13 protein-coding genes are annotated in these 16,139 nt (G+C 36.9%); 5 read left to right on the plus strand and 8 right to left on the minus strand.

All coding sequences use genetic code 11. The features are described from left to right. The first annotated feature begins 104 nt into the window (after window positions 1–104). The 3 genes from speF to argF all read left to right on the plus strand — a co-directional run bounded on the left by speF (window position 105) and on the right by argF (window position 4,826). Window positions 105–2,267, plus strand: coding sequence for an ornithine decarboxylase SpeF (gene speF / locus K7G93_RS04835; protein WP_223668335.1), 2,163 nt, complete (start codon window positions 105–107; stop codon window positions 2,265–2,267). A gap of 54 nt (window positions 2,268–2,321) precedes the next feature. Further along, a complete protein-coding gene (gene potE, locus K7G93_RS04840) occupies window positions 2,322–3,635 on the plus strand; it encodes a putrescine-ornithine antiporter (protein ID WP_049213940.1) in 1,314 nt (437 codons plus the stop codon). A 186-nt stretch (window positions 3,636–3,821) separates the two neighbouring features. Continuing rightward, window positions 3,822–4,826 carry an ornithine carbamoyltransferase gene (gene argF / locus K7G93_RS04845; protein WP_226690606.1) on the plus strand — a complete coding sequence of 335 codons (1,005 nt, stop codon included), beginning with the start codon at window positions 3,822–3,824 and terminating at the stop codon, window positions 4,824–4,826. 71 nt (window positions 4,827–4,897) lie between these two features. Here the strand turns inward: argF and K7G93_RS04850 are convergent, their stop codons facing one another. The 4 genes from K7G93_RS04850 to K7G93_RS04865 all read right to left on the minus strand — a co-directional run bounded on the left by K7G93_RS04850 (window position 4,898) and on the right by K7G93_RS04865 (window position 9,065). Then, window positions 4,898–5,764 carry a VirK/YbjX family protein gene (locus tag K7G93_RS04850; RefSeq protein ID WP_226690605.1) on the minus strand — a complete coding sequence of 289 codons (867 nt, stop codon included), beginning with the start codon at window positions 5,762–5,764 and terminating at the stop codon, window positions 4,898–4,900. 117 nt (window positions 5,765–5,881) lie between these two features. Next, complete coding sequence (gene argG, locus K7G93_RS04855; RefSeq protein ID WP_160531028.1) at window positions 5,882–7,222, minus strand: argininosuccinate synthase; 1,341 nt, start codon at window positions 7,220–7,222, stop codon at window positions 5,882–5,884. A gap of 56 nt (window positions 7,223–7,278) precedes the next feature. Next, window positions 7,279–8,139, minus strand: a complete 861-nt coding sequence (locus K7G93_RS04860; protein ID WP_160531029.1) for an SDR family oxidoreductase — start codon at window positions 8,137–8,139, stop codon at window positions 7,279–7,281. A 65-nt stretch (window positions 8,140–8,204) separates the two neighbouring features. Further along, complete coding sequence (locus K7G93_RS04865) at window positions 8,205–9,065, minus strand: phosphoribosylaminoimidazolesuccinocarboxamide synthase (RefSeq protein ID WP_049213935.1); 861 nt, start codon at window positions 9,063–9,065, stop codon at window positions 8,205–8,207. Between the two features lie 174 nt (window positions 9,066–9,239). Here K7G93_RS04865 and prfC point away from each other — a divergent pair, with 174 nt between their 5' ends. After that, window positions 9,240–10,829: a peptide chain release factor 3 gene (gene prfC / locus K7G93_RS04870; RefSeq protein WP_049213934.1), complete on the plus strand. Its 1,590-nt coding sequence runs from the start codon at window positions 9,240–9,242 to the stop codon at window positions 10,827–10,829. A 231-nt stretch (window positions 10,830–11,060) separates the two neighbouring features. After that, the gene (locus K7G93_RS04875) at window positions 11,061–11,540 is read left to right on the plus strand and encodes a Dps family protein (RefSeq protein ID WP_049213933.1); all 480 of its coding nucleotides are present in this window, start codon (window positions 11,061–11,063) and stop codon (window positions 11,538–11,540) included. A 124-nt stretch (window positions 11,541–11,664) separates the two neighbouring features. On the opposite strand, the gene K7G93_RS04880 is transcribed toward K7G93_RS04875, so the two are convergent. The 4 genes from K7G93_RS04880 to K7G93_RS04895 all read right to left on the minus strand — a co-directional run bounded on the left by K7G93_RS04880 (window position 11,665) and on the right by K7G93_RS04895 (window position 16,134). Then, a complete protein-coding gene (locus K7G93_RS04880; RefSeq protein WP_226690604.1) occupies window positions 11,665–14,529 on the minus strand; it encodes a valine--tRNA ligase in 2,865 nt (954 codons plus the stop codon). A 107-nt stretch (window positions 14,530–14,636) separates the two neighbouring features. Beyond that, the gene (locus K7G93_RS04885; protein ID WP_153266351.1) at window positions 14,637–14,810 is read right to left on the minus strand and encodes a hypothetical protein; all 174 of its coding nucleotides are present in this window, start codon (window positions 14,808–14,810) and stop codon (window positions 14,637–14,639) included. A 166-nt stretch (window positions 14,811–14,976) separates the two neighbouring features. After that, the gene (gene tpx, locus K7G93_RS04890; protein WP_160531030.1) at window positions 14,977–15,474 is read right to left on the minus strand and encodes a thiol peroxidase; all 498 of its coding nucleotides are present in this window, start codon (window positions 15,472–15,474) and stop codon (window positions 14,977–14,979) included. Between the two features lie 207 nt (window positions 15,475–15,681). Next, complete coding sequence (locus K7G93_RS04895) at window positions 15,682–16,134, minus strand: DIP1984 family protein (RefSeq protein ID WP_226690603.1); 453 nt, start codon at window positions 16,132–16,134, stop codon at window positions 15,682–15,684. Window positions 16,135–16,139 lie beyond the last annotated feature (5 nt).

Here is a 16,139-nt window from a genome sequence, read left to right on the forward strand (position 1 = left end):
TAATGAAAATAGAATTAATTAAATTATGCGTAAAATTCTATTCTGTTATTAAATAATAACAGAGGGGATTCTATTATCAGAAAAAAATAAATAAGGAGTCATTTATGTTAAATTTTAAAATTGCATATAGTCCATTAATTCAACCTTACTTTAATACAACAAGAGCATTAGTTTCTGTTCAAGAAACAGATTTTACTGATGTAGCAGCAGTTGTGTTGAGTGCTGAAGATATTAATGATTATATTGATGAGATTCGTGCAACTAAGTTTAATATTCCTGTTTTTGTCGCTGTAACAGAAGGTCAATTTCTCGACCCTAAACTCTTTGATAAAGTCTATCATGTTCAAGATCTAAACAATTATGATATCACTTTATACAGCCGTCAAATTGAAACAGCAGCACACCTTTATGAAGAAAAAGTGCTACCGCCATTTTTCAAAATGTTAAGTGAATATGTCGAAATGGGAAATTCTGCATTTGATTGTCCAGGACATCAAGGCGGACAATATTTCCGTAAGCACCCTGCTGGACGTTACTTATATGACTTTTACGGTGAAAATATTTTCCGTTCCGATATTTGTAATGCGGATGTGAAATTAGGTGACTTACTCATTCATGAAGGTGCGGCATGTGATGCCCAAAAACACGCAGCCCAAGTTTTTAATGCAGACAAAACCTACTTTGTATTAAATGGCACATCTTCTGCAAATAAAGTTGTTACTAACGCATTACTCACTCCTGGCGATTTAGTTCTTTTCGACCGAAATAACCATAAATCAATCCATCATGGTGCACTTGTCCAAGCTGGAGCAACACCAATTTATTTAGAGACCGCACGTAATCCATTTGGCTTCATTGGTGGTATTGATAGTCATTGCTTTGATGAGGATTATTTAAAATCATTAATCAAAGAAGTCGCACCAGAAAAACTCAACCAAAAACGTCCATTCCGTCTTGCAGTCATTCAATTAGGTACTTATGACGGTACTATTTATAATGCACGTCAAGTTGTGGATAAAATTGGTCACCTTTGTGATTACATCTTATTTGACTCTGCTTGGGTTGGCTATGAGCAATTCATTCCAATGATGAGAGATTGTACTCCATTATTATTAGAGTTAAATGAAAACGATCCTGGTATCTTCGTTACACAATCTGTTCATAAACAACAAGCAGGTTTCTCACAAGCCTCTCAAATCCATAAAAAAGATAAACACATCAAAGGACAAGATCGTTATTGTAATCATAAACGTTTCAATAATGCCTTTATGCTACATGCTTCAACAAGTCCATTCTATCCATTATTTGCAACATTAGATGTTAATGCAAGAATCCAAGGTACTCCTGCAGGTATCCGCTTATGGCATGACTGTGTCAAAATTGGTATTGAAGCCCGTAAAATGGTGTTAAATAGTTGTGATTTAATCAAACCATTCATCCCACCTTATGTGAATGGTAAAAAATGGCAAGATTATGACACTGAAGAAATGGCTAATAGCTTAGAATTCTTTAAATTCCATGCTGAAGATAAATGGCATAAATTTGAAGGTTATGTCGATAATCAATATTTTGTAGACCCTTGTAAATTCATGTTAACAACACCAGGTATTGACATTGAAACAGGCGAATATGAAAACTTCGGTGTACCAGCAACCATCTTAGCTAACTATTTACGTGAAAACGGCATTATTCCTGAGAAATGTGACTTAAATTCAATTCTCTTTTTATTAACTCCAGCAGAAACACTAACAAAAATGCAAAGCTTAGTTGCTCAAATCGCTGCATTTGAACAACACATTAAAAACGATTCATTATTAAAAGATGTTTTACCAACTGTCTATAAAAATAATGAAGAACGTTATGAAGGCTATACCATCCGTCGTCTCTGCCAAGAAATGCACGATCTTTATGTAAGCCGTAATGTGAAAACTTTACAACGCAACTTATTCCGTAAAGCAACATTACCTGAATATGCAATGAACCCACATGAAGCTAACCTTGAGTTTGTACGTAATAAAGTCGAGCTTGTTCCGTTAACAGATATCGTTGGTCGTATTGCTGCAGAAGGTGCTTTACCATATCCTCCAGGTGTTCTTTGTGTTGTACCAGGAGAAAAATGGAGTAAAACTGCGCAAGAATACTTCCTTGCCTTAGAAGAAGGTATCAACGTATTACCTGGTTTTGCCCCAGAAATTCAAGGCGTTTATTTACAAAAAGATCCTGATGGTCGTACTCGTGCTTATGGATATGTATTAACTGAAAACTAAACTATTAATTAAAAGTGCGGTATAAATCTACCGCACTTTTGTGAGGACAAAATTATGAGTGCAAAAAATAATAAAATTGGCGTTGTCCAACTCACCATTCTTACAATGGTAAACATGATGGGTTCAGGTATTATCATGTTACCAACTAAACTTGCTGAAATTGGTACAATTTCAATTGTTTCTTGGTTAGTTACAGCAGTAGGATCAACCGCACTTGCTTATGCTTTCGCACAATGTGGTATGTTCAGTAAAAAATCTGGCGGGATGGGTGGCTACGCTGAATATTCCTTCGGTAAAGCAGGAAACTTTATGGCAAACTATACCTATGGGGTATCACTTGTTATTGCTAATACCGCAATTGCAATATCTGCTGTAGGCTATGGTTCAGAGCTACTTGAGGTAACACTCTCTCCTACTGCCATTGCTGGATGGACAATTTTTACTTTATGGTTAGCCACAGTATTAAACTTTGGTGGTGCAAGAATCACGGGGAATATCAGTTCATTTACCATTTGGGGTGTCATTATTCCAGTCGTCGGTATCTGTTTAATTGGTTGGTATTGGTTTGATGGTGAAATGTACGTTAGTGCGTGGAATCCACACAATGTTCCAACATTTGAAGCCATCGGTGTTTCAATTTCAATGACATTATGGGCATTCTTAGGGCTAGAATCTGCTTGTGCTAATACTGATGTTGTTGAAAATCCAGAACGTAATGTACCAATTGCTGTGTTAGGTGGAACGCTAGGTGCTGCGGTTATTTATATCGTTTCAACAAATGTGATTGCAGGTATTGTACCAAACATGGAGCTTGCAAACTCAACTGCGCCATTCGGTCTCGCATTCGCACATATGTTTGAAGAAACAGCTGGTAAAATTGTCATGGGATTAATGGTTATGTCTTGTTTCGGCTCACTTTTAGGCTGGCAGTTTACAATTGCACAAGTCTTTAAAAGCTCTGCCGAAGAAGGCTATTTCCCTGCGTTCTTCAAAAAAGTTACAAGTAAAGATGCTCCAATTGTAGGTATGGTAACAATTACTGCAATTCAAAGTTTGCTTTCACTAATGACAATCAGCCCATCATTAAATAAACAATTCAATGTGCTCGTTGATTTAGCCGTAGTCACTAATGTCATTCCATATTTATTATCTATGGCTGCATTAATGGTATTACAAAAAGTAGAAAAAGTACCAGAAAACAAGGCAAAAATCACCACAATTGTCGCATTTATCGGCTCTGTTTATAGCTTATACGCGCTATATGCTGCAGGTGAACAAGCAATGTTATATGGTTCTATTGCTACCTTCATTGGTTGGACATTATATGGTTTTGTCTCATATAAATTCGATATGAAAGCAAAAGCATAAATCATACATCTTTTTATTGTGCGGCTTATATTTTTAAGCCGCATTTTTTTTATTTTGTTTTTCCCTTACTATCTCTTTCTATTTACTCGATTTTCTCTCTAGTCTTTTCAAAAAATTAGAGTATAATTTTATACGCAAACGTTTGCTTAAAATCCCACCATAAATCAATTCAAATTAGGAGAATATATGCCAGTCAATTTACATAATCGTCATTTCTTACGCTTAATGGATTTTACTCCAACTGAAATTCAATTCTTACTTGACCTTTCTACAAATCTAAAAAAAGCAAAATATACAGGGACAGAACAACCTCGCCTAAAAGGAAAAAATATTGCATTGATTTTTGAAAAAACCTCTACTCGTACACGCTGTGCTTTTGAAGTAGCCGCTTACGATCAAGGTGCAAACGTCACTTATATTGGACCAAGTGGTTCTCAAATTGGTCATAAGGAATCCATGAAAGATACCGCTAGAGTCTTAGGAAGAATGTATGATGGTATTCAATATCGAGGATATGGTCAGACACTTGTAGAAACACTTGCTAATTACTCTGGTGTGCCTGTTTGGAATGGATTGACTGATGATTTTCACCCAACACAGATACTCGCTGATTTCCTTACTATGCTTGAACATGGTGAAGGTAAACGTTTAAATCAGATGAAAATGGCATATTTGGGGGATGCAAGAAATAATATGGGTAACTCTTTCGTAGAGGGAGCTGCATTAATGGGACTGGATTTACGACTAGTTGCACCAAAAGCATATTGGCCAGAACAGAAACTACTTGATGAGGTTGCAGAAATGGCACAAAAAACGGGAGCTCGCATCACTTGTACAGAAAATGTAGAAGAAGGTGTGAAAGACGTAGATTTCCTTTATACCGATATTTGGGTATCAATGGGCGAACCAGAGGAAGCCTGGGAACAACGTATTAATTTAATGAAACCTTATCAAATTAATCATGAATTATTAATGAAAACAGGAAACCCAAAAGTAAAATTCATGCACTGTTTACCTGCATTCCATGATGAAAATACAACCATTGGAAAAGAAATGGCAGAGAAATATGGTATGAATGGTTTAGAAGTCACAGACGATGTCTTTGAATCAGAAGCATCTATTGTCTTTGATGAAGCAGAAAATCGTTTACATACAATTAAAGCGGTCATGGTCGCAACTTTAGGTAATTAACTAAAAACGAATATCTTATTTACGCATAAAAAACTCTCCAAAAATATACCGCACTTTTGGAGAGTTCATGATTAATAACGAGTTTGTATATCGAGTAATACTTTGTCATACATCTCATAGCGTTTTCGATACATTGAACGCTTTTTACTCTGAATCTCATCTAATGGTTTACGTTCTATTTCTGCTGGAATCCACCAATACTGGGCTAATTGAGCTTTATTCTCTTGCCAAAATTCATCATAATTAAATAATAAACGGGCAGAGTCATTCCAACGATACTTTGCTTGCTTCTTATGTGGAATTCCTGTTAATTCACAATTCCATGTTTGTGCTAACATTTTAAAGACATTCACTAACATAAACATTGGTCTCACACCATATAACTGTTTTGTCGCAATACGTACAAGTTCTTGTGAATTTTCTCCTTTAGGTCCCTGTATTGAAGTGATTAAGAGTTGATTTGGGGCTAAAAAAGTAAATGAAGCGTCATAAACACTTTGTCCAGTTTCATGGTCTTGAATATTTAATGAAAAAAAACCTTCCAATGGATCAATATTATTAATATTCAATTGCAATGATAAATTTTCAGTTAAATGAGATAACGTAATTGATTTCTGTGTAATTAATTGCTCACAGAGTGTTGCTCCTAGCTTTTGTTCTGCCAAGGTAAAGTGCTGTGTTATTGCGTCTAAGCGTTGTTGCGCATTAAATCTTTTATCACAATAAACATACAGCAAAGTATTCACACGATACAAGTGTTGATTAAAAAGCCTTGCCCATAGAGTTTGCTGATTTAGAAATGATTCTAACCTTTTTGTCTGCTTATAGCATAAAGCCATTCTACCCATATAACGTAAAAACTCACGTAAACGTTTTAAAAAACGCTTTTCATTAGGATACATCTGAGAAAAGTTAGGAAATGAGAATATATTAGACATAACAACACTAAAACTGGTGAGAAAGGAAAAATTTAAGGGCAGATTCTAATCAAAAATAACCGCACTTTCAATGTTACATCACAGAAAAGTGCGGTTTATTTTTAAAAAGAATTTGTATTAGTCTTTCTGATTATTTAACTGAGGTAAAAAAGAATCCTTAGAAATACTCAATAAGCCAGTTTGAGTATAAATTCCTAACTTATCGCGAGTATCAACAATATCCAGATTACGCATTGTTAACTGACCGATACGATCAATTGGGTCAAATGGTGCATTTTCCACTTTTTCCATACTTAAACGCTCAGGCATATAGGTTAAATTTGGTGATTCTGTATTAAGGATCGAGTAATCATTACCTCGGCGTAATTCTAAAGTGACTTCACCAGTAATAGCTCGAGCTACCCAACGTTGTGCAGTTTCACGTAACATTAATGCTTGAGGATCAAACCAACGCCCTTGATAAAGTAAACGACCTAAACGTAACCCATTAATACGATATTGTTCTATCGTATCTTCATTATGAATACCACTCACTAAACGCTCATAAGCAATATGTAATAGTGCCATCCCGGGTGCTTCATAAATACCACGTGACTTCGCTTCAATAATACGGTTTTCAATTTGATCTGACATCCCTAAACCATGACGCCCCCCAATACGATTGGCCTCAAGGAACAGATCAACATGGTCACTAAATGTTTTACCATTTAAAGCAACAGGAATACCTTCTTCAAAGCGTACTGTTACCTCTTCAGTTTTCACATCAACATCATCACGCCAAAATGCTACACCCATGATAGGTTTAACAATACGAATCCCCGTATTTAAAAACTCTAAATCTTTTGCCTCATGCGTTGCACCAAGCATATTTGAATCTGTAGAATACGCTTTCTCCACAGACATTTTATACTCGAAACCATTCGCAATTAAAAACTCAGACATCTCATGGCGACCGCCTAATTCTTCGATAAATTGATTATCCAACCATGGCTTATAAATTTTTAAATTTGGATTGGTTAATAGACCATAACGATAGAAACGCTCAATATCATTCCCTTTAAAAGTACTGCCATCTCCCCAAATATTTACATCATCCTCACGCATTGCAGACACTAGCATTGTACCTGTTACGGCGCGACCTAATGGCGTGGTGTTAAAATAAGCAATTCCGCCTGTTGAAATATGAAATGCACCACTTTGAATAGCTGCAATACCTTCATGTGCTAATTGTGCACGACAATCAATCAAACGCGCATTTTCAGCACCATATTCCATCGCTTTGCGTGGAATAGCATTATAGTCTTCTTCATCTGGTTGACCTAAATTTGCGGTATATGCATAAGGTACTGCTCCTTTTTGACGCATCCATAATAATGCTGCACTGGTATCTAAGCCACCAGAAAATGCAATACCCACTTTTTGACCTTTTGGGAGCTGTTGTAAAATTGTGTTTGACATACTAAAAACCTTAAACTAAATAATTACGCAAAAAAAGTGATTAAATAATCACTTTATTATTTCAAAAATTCGTCAGAAAGTCCACCATACTTTTCTTTATTTGGTAGCATTGAATAAGGATCAGGATATTGATAAACAAAATCAATTTCCTGACAAATTTTATTTGCAAGAATGATACGCACAGGATCGTCGTCAGAAGAAATGAAATGCGGTGCTTCTACACCCAGTTTTTTCGCCATTATGGAATAATATTCCGCTTTACGTGGATGCTCTGGCGCAACGACATGATATAAGCGCTGATGACTTGGAGTCTCGAGTAATAATTGAATCGCTCGCGCACAATCATCAAAATGGACTAAATTGACAGGTGAGTTGCCTGCTTTGACTTCTTTTCCTGCTAACGAATAAACAGGATGACGATCATCACCTACCAACCCACCAAATCGAATAATATCACAATCAATATTGTCTAACTGGAAAAGCCATTGCTCAACTTCGATAAGCGCTTTTGTTATTTCAGAATTTGGCTGCGGTATAGAAGACTCATCAAACTGCCCTGTAATTTCAGGAAAAACAGAGGTTGAACTAATGAAAATAATATGATTAACACCCTGTAACAAGGCTTCATTAACTAAATTTTGAATCCCTAATACATAATGTTGTGGATTAAAAAAATATTGGCTTGGCGGAATGTTGATCACTAACGAATCTACTGATAAAAGCATAGTCAAATCATCAGGATCGGCATTAATTTCAGGAGTAAGCTCCAATGGGTAAGATTCAAGACGAATAAGCCGCATTTGCTCTGCACCTTCATGTGTCCGTTTACTCCCCTTCACTTCCCAACCTAAATTTTTCAAATGGCGAGCTAAAGGTAAGCCTAGCCAACCCAACCCCACTATTGAAACCGATTTCATAATTCTCCTTGCATTTTTATATTGAAAAAAGCTTCCTTCCCAAAGGAAGAAAGCCTATTTTCCACTTATTTCGTTAACAAATCCAATGCTTCCTGGTATTTATCAACAGTTTTTTGAATGACCTCCATAGGTACTTTAGGCGCTGGAGGTTCTTTATTCCAACCGCTATTTTCTAACCAATCTCGAATAAATTGTTTATCAAATGACGGAGGATTAATCCCTTCTTGATAAGTATCAACTGACCAAAAACGGCTTGAGTCTGGCGTTAATACTTCGTCCATGAGAGTTAATGTACCATTTTCATCTAAACCAAATTCAAATTTAGTGTCACAAATAATAATCCCCTTCGTCAAAGCATAGTCTGCAGCAGCTTTATAAAGTGCAATAGCCTTTTCTTTGACTTGAGCAGCTAACTCTTGCCCAATTAGTTTTTCGCATTCTTCATAGCTAATATTAATATCATGATCGCCTACTTCGGCTTTACTTGAAGGCGTAAAAATCGGCTCAGGTAATTTGCTTGCTTCAACTAAACCTGCTGGTAATACTAATCCACAGATCGTGCCCGTTTTCTGATAATCTTTTAATCCACTCCCCGTTAAATAACCACGAACGATAGATTCAATTTTAATTGGCTTCAAGCGTTTGCAGACTACTGCACGGTCTTTTATTAAGTCAGCTTCAGCTTTGGGTAGCACATCATATACTGTTTCACCTGTGAAATGATTCGGCATAATATGTGCTAATTTCTGAAACCAAAAATTAGAAATTTGCGTCAAAATCTCCCCTTTACGAGGAATAGGATCGTCTAAAATCACATCAAATGCGGATAAGCGGTCAGTTGCTACCATTAACATACGCTTCTCATCTATCTCATATAGATCACGTACCTTACCTGAATAGATTTTGTTTAGACTTAGCTGTGTCATGTGTTTACACCTTGTTTTTGTATTATAAAATTGCGAAGTATTGTAACGCACTTTACTCTGAAAGATAAGCAAACGTTTGCATTTTTTATAATTCTATAAATAAATTTGAGAACAACGCTAAAATAAGCGAAAATACGCCATTATTTTTTAATCTCATAAATGAATACACAGACCATGTCATTAAACGATTATCCACAACAAGTTAATAAACGCCGCACTTTTGCGATTATCTCTCACCCCGATGCAGGTAAAACTACAATCACAGAAAAAGTTCTCCTCTACGGACAAGCAATCCAAACTGCAGGTTCTGTAAAAGGGAAAGGTTCAAGTGCACATGCTAAATCAGACTGGATGGAGATGGAGAAACAACGTGGAATTTCAATTACCACTTCTGTTATGCAATTTCCTTATCATGATTGCTTAGTCAATTTATTAGATACACCAGGGCACGAAGATTTCTCTGAAGATACTTACCGCACTTTAACAGCAGTAGATAGTTGCTTAATGGTGATCGATAGTGCTAAAGGGGTTGAAGAGCGTACAATTAAATTGATGGAAGTGGCTCGATTACGTGATACACCAATCCTCACTTTTATGAACAAATTAGATCGTGATATTCGTGATCCAATGGAATTACTTGATGAAGTAGAAAGCGTGCTTAATATTCATTGTGCACCTATTACTTGGCCAATAGGGTGTGGTAAGTTGTTTAAAGGCGTTTATCATTTATATAAAGATGAAACTTATTTATATCAAACTGGACAAGGACACACTATCCAAGAAGTGCGTGTTGTAAAAGGCTTAAATAACCCTGAACTTGATATGGCTGTAGGCGATGATTTAGCTCAACAATTACGTGATGAATTAGAATTAGTGCAAGGTGCATCCAATGAATTTGATCTTGAAGCATTTTTAAATGGTGAATTGACCCCTGTCTTTTTTGGTACCGCATTAGGTAACTTTGGTGTTGATCATTTTCTAGATGGTTTAACACAATGGGCACCCGCACCACAAGCTCGCCAAGCCGATAGTCGCACAGTGGAAAGCTCCGAACAAAAACTCACGGGCTTTGTCTTTAAAATTCAAGCCAATATGGATCCAAAACACCGCGACCGTGTCGCGTTTATGCGTGTAGTTTCAGGTAAATATGAAAAAGGTATGAAACTTCGCCATGTGCGGATTGGTAAAGATGTGGTCATTTCTGATGCACTTACTTTTATGGCGGGCGATCGTACTCATGCCGAAGAGGCTTATGCAGGCGATATTATTGGTTTACATAATCATGGTACAATTCAAATTGGCGATACCTTCACTCAAGGTGAAGAAATAAAATTCACAGGAATTCCCAACTTTGCTCCAGAATTGTTCCGTCGCATTCGCTTAAAAGATCCACTCAAACAGAAGCAACTATTAAAAGGTCTTGTGCAGCTTTCAGAGGAAGGCGCAGTGCAAGTATTTCGTCCATTAATGAACAATGATTTGATTGTTGGTGCAGTAGGTGTACTACAATTTGATGTTGTAGTATCACGTTTAAAATCTGAATATAACGTAGAAGCTATTTATGAAAATATTAATGTAGCTACAGCACGTTGGGTTGAATGTACTGACAGCAAAAAATTTGAAGAATTTAAGCGCAAGAATGAACAAAACTTAGCCTTAGATGGTGGTGATAACTTAACCTATATTGCCCCAACAATGGTGAATTTAAATCTTGCACAAGAACGTTATCCTGACGTGCAATTCTTCAAAACTAGAGAACACTAACTTATTCATAAGTGCGGTCAACATTGAGCAATATAGACCGCACTTTTTACACAAAATACCCTTTTAAAAAATAGGCATTAATTTATATTACCTATCAAAGTCATTATTTCTAACAATTTCCTTTCTTGACCCATAAGTTGTATTATGACTCCATATCGCTCATGTAATGAGCTTGGTTTTATAAAATATGACAGAAATTTAAATAAAATTTTAATTATTGGAGAAATACCCATGACAACAGCTATTGGTTTATGCGCAACCTCATCTGAAAAACTCGCTAAAGAATTGAATAATTTATTAGCTAATTATCAAGTTTTTTACACTAATGTACGTGGTTATCACTGGAATATCAAAGGTGTGAACTTCTTTGAGTTACACGCAAAATTTGAAGAAATTTACAATGATTTAGTAGTAAAAGTCGATGAAATTGCAGAGCGTATTTTAACTTTAGGCCATACACCAAATAACGCCTATAGCCAATACCTTAGCGTTTCTACTATTAAAGAAGACATTGGCGTTAGCACAGCAAAAGAATGCTTGAAAGGAACATTAGAAGGTTTCAAAATTTTATTAAAACAACAACGTGAAATTTTAGTGCTTGCTGGTGATGCTGATGATGAAGGTACTGCATCTCAAATGAGTGATTACATCAAAGAACAAGAGAAGTTAATTTGGATGTTTACTGCTGCTTGTGAAAGCTGCAACGCGTAATCTAAACAACACTGAATATAAAAAATGCGATGGATATTCGAGTCATCGCATTTTTTTATGAGCATGCCAAAACAATTTATAGAAAGCTAAAATAAGAGGCAAATAAATTTGCCTCTTATTCATATTACAATGCTTCAATTGCCTGATACTGTTGTTTGAGTTTATTCAATCCTTCAGCATATTCCGCCATTTTAGCACGCTCTTTTTCGATAACTGCTGGAGGTGCTTTGGCAACAAAGGCCTCGTTAGCAAGTTTATTTTCAATACGTTGGATTTCACCTTGGTATTTTTCAATTTCTTTATTTAGACGAGTAAGCTCAGCCTCTTTATTGATAAAACCAGCCATTGGTACTAATAATTCAGCATTATTCACTAATTTTGTCACAGAAAGTGGCGCATTTTCATCTACTTTGAGCACACGAATAGAGTCCAATTTTGCCATTGCTTGAATTAAAGTGCGGTTGTTTTCCAATGAGTTTTGATCGGTGTCTGAAAGATTGCGCAGCAATAAATCTAAACCTTTGCTTGGTGGAATATTGCTTTCTGCACGAATGTTACGTACCGCCACAATCACATCTTTCATCCAGTTTATTTCCGCTTCCGCTTGATAATCCAATGCATTTTGTTCAAATTTCGGGAATGCTTGCAACATAATAGTATCACCATTTACGCCAGCGAACTCTTTCACTTTTTGCCAAATTTCTTCAGTAATAAATGGCATTACAGGATGACTTAAACGCAATAACTTTTCCAACACGTTGATCAATGTTTGACTTGCAGCACGTTTTTGCGCCACTGTACCATTGGCAAAAACAGGTTTAGTCAATTCTAAATACCAGTCACAGAATTGATTCCAAGTGAACTCATAAAGCGCAGTTGCGCATAAATCAAAGCGGAATTGTGCTAAGGCATTACGGAATGTGTCTACCGTGCGATTAAATTCCGATTGAATCCAACGATCTGCTACCGAATATTCTACAGAGCCTTCGCTCAAATCTAATTTATCATTAGTTAAAACAAAGCGGCTTGCATTCCATAATTTGTTACAGAAATTGCGGTAACCTTCTAAGCGTTTCATATCCCAGTTAATATCACGACCATTAGTCGCTAACGCAGTTAATGTGAAACGTAACGCATCGGTACCGTGTTCTGCAATCCCTTCTGGAAACGCTTTAACTGTGGCTTTAGAAATTTTCTCCGCCAATTGTGGCTGCATCATGTTGCCAGTACGTTTTTCTAACAAGCTTTCGAGATCAATACCATCAATCATATCTAATGGATCGATCACATTACCTTTTGACTTGGACATTTTTTGTCCTTGTTCATCACGAATCAGACCTGTGACATACACCGTTTTAAATGGTACTTGTGGTTTGCCATTTTCATCTTTCACAAAATGCATTGTGAACATAATCATACGTGCAACCCAGAAGAAAATGATGTCAAATCCCGTGATCAACACATCTGTTGAGTGGAACATTTTCAGATCAGGTGTTTGTTTCGGCCAACCTAATGTCGAGAATGTCCATAAACCAGATGAAAACCAAGTATCAAGCACATCTTCATCTTGTTTTAAGGCTACATCAGCAGATAAATTATGTTTTTGGCGTACTTCAGCTTCATCACGTGCTACATATACATTGCCTTCCTCATCATACCAAGCTGGAATACGGTGCCCCCACCATAATTGGCGAGAAATACACCAGTCTTGAATATCACGCATCCAAGAGAAATACAGATTTTCATATTGTTTTGGTACGAATTGGATTTCGCCGTCTTCTACCGCTTTCACAGCCACTTCAGCAAGCGGTTTTACGCTCACATACCATTGGTCGGTTAACATTGGCTCGATTGGCACACCACCACGATCGCCGTAAGGCACTTTCAAATCATGTGGTTTGATTTCGTCTAATAAACCTAATTCCTCAAAATCTGCCACGATTTGTTTACGCGCTGCAAAACGTTCCATACCTTGGTATTTTGCTGGAATAAGTGCGGTGTAATTTTCAAGAATTTTGCCATCTGAACCGATAATTTCTGCTTCAGCACGAATATCTGCATTCAAAGTCATCACGTTCACCATTGGTAATTGGTGACGTTTACCCACTTCGTAGTCATTGAAATCATGGGCTGGAGTAATTTTTACTACACCTGTTCCAAATTCACGATCCACATAATCATCCGCGATAATTGGGATTTCACGATTAGCTAAGGGTAACACAACAGTTTTACCGATAAGCGACTGATAACGCTCATCTTCAGGGTGAACTGCCACCGCGGTATCACCTAGCATTGTTTCAGGACGCGTTGTCGCCACCACTAAATAGTCTTTACCATCAGCAGTTTTCGCACCGTTTGCTAATGGATAACGGAAATGCCAAAGTGAACCTTTGCTCTCTTTATTTTCTACTTCAAGATCAGAAATCGCCGTATGTAATTTTGGATCCCAGTTCACTAAGCGTTTACCACGATAAATTAAGCCTTCTTCGTGCAAACGAACAAACACTTCTTTTACCGCTTCAGACAAACCTTCGTCCATTGTGAAACGTTCACGATCCCAGTCGATAGAATTACCTAAACGGCGCATTTGCTGACTGATCGTGCCGCCTGAATACGCTTTCCAATCCCAAATTTTATTAATGAACGCTTCACGTCCATAATCGTGACGAGTTTTCCCTTCTTCAGCAGCGATTTTACGCTCCACCACCATTTGAGTTGCGATACCCGCATGATCAGTGCCTGTTTGCCATAAGGTGTTATACCCTTCCATACGATTGAAACGAATTAAAATATCCATCAATGTCTGTTGGAAAGCGTGCCCCATATGTAAGCTACCCGTCACATTTGGTGGCGGGATTGCAATTGAATAACTTGGTTTTGTCGTATCTTCTGACGGTTTAAAATAACCACTTTCTTCCCAGTGTTTATACAGTGCCTGTTCCACTGCAGATGGTGTAAAACGATCTGCCATTTCAAATTGTTTTGTCATTTTAGTTCTCTGTATGATGTAAATCTTAATTTAAACTATTTTTTTCTTAAGTTTAAATACAAGCATAGAACGTTTATGCTCTCAATGCGTATTAATATATAAATTGACTACCAAAAAAGAAATAAATCAAACTCACTCATAAAATCTAAAAAATAACGATTTAACAGTGAATTAAACCTAAACCAAAGCAAATCAAAATTACTTCTATCTAATTGTTGGAAGGCAAAAAAACCTCCGCCCAAAAGTATCGCAATTTTTAACCAAGAAAAACGCATTTCCATGGTTTCACTCCCGTTTTATTTCTTTGTACAATTACCTTTCATTTATATTTGAGTAATTATTATGCTGATCACATCAATAATATTTACTAAAAATACAGCTGTGCTCAAGCTAATTACTTAAAGCATCTTTTAATATTTGAACTCACTACTATCGCTATAGCAGAGTTTATAAAACAGCTAAAGCTGCTTCATAATTCGGCTCTTGCTTGATTTCAGAGACCAACTCGCTATGCAATACACAGTTATTTTCATCTAACACAATCACTGCACGTGCCGTTAAACCTGCTAGCGGTCCCTCTGTTATATCCACCCCTAATTGCTGATGAACTGCTTTATTACGAAAAGTCGATAGTGTCACAACATTTTCAAGTCCTTCTGCACCACAAAAACGTGTTTGAGCAAATGGTAAGTCTGCTGAAAGGCATAATACAGCGGTATTTGTTAATTTTGATGCTTGCTCATTGAATTTACGTACGGATGTCGCACAAATACCCGTATCAATACTTGGGAAAATGTTTAAAATTTTACGTTTACCAGCAAAGCTTGCTAAAGTGGTGTCCTCTAATTTTGCACTCACTGTAGTGAAATCTGCAACCACATCGCCAACTTGTGGAAATACGCCTGCAACCTCAATTTCTGTGCCTGCTAATGTAATTTTACTCATAATCTTGTCCTCTTCTATTCATCAGATTAAATCCCCTATCCCACCCATTTTTAGTCAGATCAACACAGGGTTGTTACAGTACAATGTTTTTGTACGATTTCACTTGTACGGAGCAGAAGTTGTTCAGAGAAATGAACGGCTCTTCGTTCCCATGAGTGTGTTTTGTGTTCGCCCCTGACTAAAAATACCTAAAACGAATCGCACTTTCTACAAATCGTATTGCCAATTTGCTTGCTGAATAAACACATCAAGTTCACGATGTGCTTTAGCAACCTGATCTGCTTGTTGACGAATTGCTTTAATATCTACCGCAGAAAGCATTTTAATTTCACTACGGCTATAACGATCTTGCTCTGGTAAAGCTGATTCTGCTAGCTTAATCAGCGCAGAATGCTCATCTTTCAAGCGATCGCGTTTTGCAAGAGCTTCTACCATTTTCATCCCATTTGATAGGGATATTAGGTTATTCGTTTGATTGATTTGTACTACTAATTTTTCTAAACTATCCGCAACTTGGCGATATTCCATCAATAGCTCTATCGGGTTTTCTGCTGGTTTTTCACCCTCTTGATATTTTGCATTTTGTTGTAAGCGTTGATTCAGTTGTGCGAGGCGACGCTGTGCATCTGCTCGCTGCATAAGAGCTTCAGCTAGTTTCATGTTAT

The sequence above is a fragment of the Pasteurella canis genome (genome assembly GCF_020810675.1).
In the GTDB taxonomy this organism is placed as follows: domain Bacteria; phylum Pseudomonadota; class Gammaproteobacteria; order Enterobacterales; family Pasteurellaceae; genus Pasteurella; species Pasteurella canis.

Coding starts and splice junctions, on each gene's coding strand:
- K7G93_RS04860 (WP_160531029.1), bottom strand. CDS start 8,139: ATGAAATCGGTTTCAATAGTGGGGTTGGGTTGGCTAGGCTTACCTTTA.
- argF (WP_226690606.1), top strand. CDS start 3,822: ATGCCAGTCAATTTACATAATCGTCATTTCTTACGCTTAATGGATTTT.
- speF (WP_223668335.1), top strand. CDS start 105: ATGTTAAATTTTAAAATTGCATATAGTCCATTAATTCAACCTTACTTT.
- potE (WP_049213940.1), top strand. CDS start 2,322: ATGAGTGCAAAAAATAATAAAATTGGCGTTGTCCAACTCACCATTCTT.
- K7G93_RS04875 (WP_049213933.1), top strand. CDS start 11,061: ATGACAACAGCTATTGGTTTATGCGCAACCTCATCTGAAAAACTCGCT.
- K7G93_RS04880 (WP_226690604.1), bottom strand. CDS start 14,529: ATGACAAAACAATTTGAAATGGCAGATCGTTTTACACCATCTGCAGTG.
- K7G93_RS04850 (WP_226690605.1), bottom strand. CDS start 5,764: ATGTCTAATATATTCTCATTTCCTAACTTTTCTCAGATGTATCCTAAT.
- prfC (WP_049213934.1), top strand. CDS start 9,240: ATGTCATTAAACGATTATCCACAACAAGTTAATAAACGCCGCACTTTT.
- K7G93_RS04865 (WP_049213935.1), bottom strand. CDS start 9,065: ATGACACAGCTAAGTCTAAACAAAATCTATTCAGGTAAGGTACGTGAT.
- K7G93_RS04895 (WP_226690603.1), bottom strand. CDS start 16,134: ATGAAACTAGCTGAAGCTCTTATGCAGCGAGCAGATGCACAGCGTCGC.
- argG (WP_160531028.1), bottom strand. CDS start 7,222: ATGTCAAACACAATTTTACAACAGCTCCCAAAAGGTCAAAAAGTGGGT.
- K7G93_RS04885 (WP_153266351.1), bottom strand. CDS start 14,810: ATGGAAATGCGTTTTTCTTGGTTAAAAATTGCGATACTTTTGGGCGGA.
- tpx (WP_160531030.1), bottom strand. CDS start 15,474: ATGAGTAAAATTACATTAGCAGGCACAGAAATTGAGGTTGCAGGCGTA.